This window comes from Saccharomonospora halophila 8 (genome assembly GCF_000383775.1).
Taxonomy (GTDB): Bacteria; Actinomycetota; Actinomycetes; order Mycobacteriales; family Pseudonocardiaceae; genus Saccharomonospora; species Saccharomonospora halophila.
Genome location: NZ_KB912501.1, coordinates 17,673 through 20,961, shown reverse-complemented (window position 1 = coordinate 20,961; position 3,289 = coordinate 17,673). Strand labels below are relative to the sequence as shown.

At 71.5% G+C, this 3,289-nt stretch carries 4 protein-coding genes; 1 reads left to right on the top strand and 3 read right to left on the bottom strand.

Features of this window, described 5'->3' with window-relative positions:
- Positions 1 to 604, top strand: a 604-nt coding sequence (locus SACHA_RS0105110; protein ID WP_019807690.1) for an SDR family NAD(P)-dependent oxidoreductase, incomplete at its 5' end; no start/stop codon positions are given.
- Positions 605 to 721: 117 nt separating this feature from the next.
- Here SACHA_RS0105110 and SACHA_RS0105105 read toward each other — a convergent pair.
- The 3 genes from SACHA_RS0105105 to SACHA_RS0105095 all read right to left on the bottom strand — a co-directional run bounded on the left by SACHA_RS0105105 (position 722) and on the right by SACHA_RS0105095 (position 3,062).
- Complete coding sequence (locus SACHA_RS0105105; RefSeq protein ID WP_019807689.1) at positions 722 to 1,510, bottom strand: SDR family NAD(P)-dependent oxidoreductase; 789 nt, start codon at positions 1,508 to 1,510, stop codon at positions 722 to 724.
- 116 nt (positions 1,511 to 1,626) lie between these two features.
- Complete coding sequence (locus SACHA_RS0105100) at positions 1,627 to 1,908, bottom strand: hypothetical protein (protein WP_019807688.1); 282 nt, start codon at positions 1,906 to 1,908, stop codon at positions 1,627 to 1,629.
- Positions 1,908 to 3,062: a Rieske 2Fe-2S domain-containing protein gene (locus SACHA_RS0105095; protein ID WP_019807687.1), complete on the bottom strand. Its 1,155-nt coding sequence runs from the start codon at positions 3,060 to 3,062 to the stop codon at positions 1,908 to 1,910. The genes SACHA_RS0105100 and SACHA_RS0105095 overlap by 1 nt, the downstream gene beginning before the upstream one ends.
- Positions 3,063 to 3,289: the final 227 nt, after the last annotated feature.

Here is a 3,289-nt window from a genome sequence, read left to right as displayed (position 1 = left end):
CACGGCGGCCACCACGCGGCTGCACACCCACGTCGCCGACCTGTCCGTGGAGGACGAGGTCGTGGCCGCCTGCGCCGCGGCGGTGCGGACCCTGGGCCGGGTGGACGTGGTCGCCAACGTCGCGGGCACCCTGCGCACCACCCCGATCGCGTCGGCCGACACCGGTGACTACCGGACGTTGTTCGCGGTGAACGTGCTCGCCCCCACGGTGGTGTGCCGTGAGCTGCTGCCGCACGTGCCGGATCGCACCGGGGTGATCGTCAACGTCACCTCCACCGCGGCGACGAAGGCACACCCGGGGATGACCGGCTACGCCGCCTCGAAGGGGGCGCTGCTGTCCCTGTCGGTGTCCCTGGCGGCGGAGCTGGCCCCGCGCCGCATCCGGGTCGTGCCGGTCTCCCCGGGCGGTGTGGCGACCCCGTTGACGGCGGACCGGGACACCTACGCCGGCATCGACACGCGCTGGTACCGGCGCACCTTCCCGCTGTGGGGCGAGCCGGGGCGGCCGGAACAGATCGCCGCCGCGATCGCCTTCGCGGGCTCGGACGACGGCGGGTACCTCAACGGTGTGGAGCTCCGCGTCGACGGCGGTTCGCACAGCTGAGACCGGCCTCCCCGCCGTCCGTGGGGAGGCCGGTCCCTGCCGTGGTCAACGGCGGGGATCCGTCCCGGAGTCCGGTGTCCCGAAGGCCCGTCGACCGGCGTGTCGTGGCGGCGTGGCTCAGGAGGCCGGGTCGAGCAGGCGGCGCATCGCCTCGTGGGCGCCGAGAACGACGTCGGCCCGGGGGAACCCGTTGCGCTTCTCCACCGCGCGTTGGTTCCCACCCGCGATCCACACCGGACCGTCCGCGAGGTGCTCCAGGCCCTCGCGGGCCACGTCGTCGGGACGGGCGACGTTCAGCCCCGGCAGGTCGAGGTTCAGCCCGCCGCGGCGCATCGCCGGGGTGTCGGTGACCCCGAGCACGAGTTCGAGGACGTGCACCCCGTACTCGCGCAGTTCCAGCCACAGACCCTCGGCGAACACCCGGCCGAACGCCTTGGCGGCCGAGTACACGCTCACCTCGGCCTGCCCGAGGTAGCCCGCCATCGAGCCGACCAGCAGGATGCCCCCGCGGCCGCGCCCGGCGAGCCGCTGCCCGAAGTGCCGGGTCAGCGCGAGCTGGGCGGTGATGTTCAGGTCGACGACCTCCCGCATCCGGTCCGGGTCGCCGGTGACGAACTCGTGGCCGTAGCTGTTGGCGCCCGCGTTGTACACCAGCAGGCCGACGTCGAGGTCCCCGGTGGCGGTCCGGATCTCCTCCGGTGCCGCCGGGTCGGTGAGGTCCCGCGCCAGGGTGCGGACCTCGACCCCCTTGTCCCGCACCGCCGCGGCGGTCTCCGCCAGAGGCCGGGGTTTGCGCGCGATCAGCACGCTGTTGATCCCCGCGTCCGCGAGCTGGTGGGCGAACGCCGCCCCCACGCCCTCCGAACCGCCGGCGATGACGGCCCACGGGCCGTACTGCTCCCGCATCGTCTCCTGCTTCCCGTCGTGTGGATCCGGTCGATTCCCCGGCACCGGGAACCCGGCCGTCCCCGCGCGCCGCGCGTTCGAACCCGCCTCGGCGCCCCGGCGCGGTTCGGCCCGCGTCAGGCCTCACCCACCTCGATCGCGCCCGTCGCGGCCGCACGGTCGATCGAGTCGCGCAGCGCGTGGCAGGTCGCGAACCGTGCGGTGGGTGGTTCCGTGCCGTTTCCGTTCCCGTTCCCGGCCCCGGCGCGGCGCTCGGCGCATTCGGCCCTCGCCGTGGCGTTCCACTGGATACTGGTCTGTTCCGGGCTCGCCTTGCGCGCGTGCACCGTGGTGCCGCATTCGCGGCACCGGACGGGGGTCATCGGCACGTCGGCGAGCCGGTTGTCCTCGCGGATCATCAACTGGTCTGCTTCTCCCGCTCGCGGTGGGCGAGGTTGTCGGCCACTTCCTGCTTCCAGGCCTCGACCGGGCGGGTGGTGTCCAGTTCGAACTCGAACCGCTCCACCATCTCCGGCTCGATGTCGGCGACGTCGACGTAGAACTGCTGGTACCAGCGCCGCAGCTGGTAGACCGGACCGTCCTCCTCGCACAGCAGCGGGTTGTCGATCTTGGCCTTGTTCTTCCAGATCGCGACGTCCTGTTCGAACCCCTGGGCGATGAAGCCGGCCATCTTGTTCGCCACCGCGTCCGCGGCCTCGCCGAGATTGTCCCGCTTGACGATGATCCCGTACTGCAGCACGAACGAGTTCTCGGTGATCGGGTAGTGGCAGTTGATCAGAACCGAGTCGATGTTCATCTGGTCGTAGTGGTAGGTCAGCTCGTCGATCATGAATGACGGGCCGTAGTACGACGCCACCGACGAGTTGCCCACCAGCGCCGGTTTCGAGCCGTCCCGGCTCGGCGGCTGCACGTCCTCGCGGGCGGTGCCGTTCATGTACTGGGTCGCGACGTGGCCCTCGAAGACGTTCTTGAAGTAGGTCGGGAACGAGTAGTGCACGTAGAAGAAGTGCGCCATGTCCACGACGTTGTCGACGATCTCGCGGCAGTTGGTGTCCACCACGATCTCGTGCCACACCCAGTCGGTCCAGTCGTCGCTGGTGGCGCCCTCGATCCGCGGGATGGTGACCTCGTCGGGAGGCGGGTTGCCCTCCGGGTCGTTCCACACGAACAGCAGGCCGTCCTGCTCCATCGTGCGCCACGCGGAGGTCCGTGCCCGCAGCGGCACCCGGCGCGCGTAGGGGATCTTCTTGCAGCGGCCGTCACCGCCCCAGCGCCAGTCGTGGAACGGGCAGGCGATCTCGTCGCCCTTGACGGTGCCGCGGGAGAGGTCCCCGCCCATGTGCCGGCAGTAGGCGTCGAGCACGTTCAACCGGTCGTCGCTCCCGCTGCGGAACACGACCAGCTTCCGGCCGAACGCGGTGATGGTGTGCGGCTCGCCGTCCCGGAACCACTCGGCGAGGCCGAGGCAGTGCCACCCCCGCGCGAACCGCGTCGGTGCGGCCTCGGCCTCGATGGTGCGAACCTCGTCGCTCGCCGACTCGACTGTGGTCACTTCGATCCCATTCCTTCACCGACGGAAGTCCTGCGATCGTGAAGGTAGGTCGCCGGATGCGGCCGGGGGTGGGGGAGTCCCACTGGTCGGGATGTCCGGCCCCGATCATCCCGGGCGGGCGCGCAGGATCGGCGCGTGCCCGACTCCTCCCGGATTCCCCCGACGACCCCGGCGACGGCCGCGGACGTGCGGGCGGCGGTGCGCGCACTGCTGCCGGAGCTCGCCGA

Coding starts and splice junctions, on each gene's coding strand:
- SACHA_RS0105105 (WP_019807689.1), bottom strand. CDS start 1,510: ATGCGGGAGCAGTACGGCCCGTGGGCCGTCATCGCCGGCGGTTCGGAG.
- SACHA_RS0105100 (WP_019807688.1), bottom strand. CDS start 1,908: ATGATCCGCGAGGACAACCGGCTCGCCGACGTGCCGATGACCCCCGTC.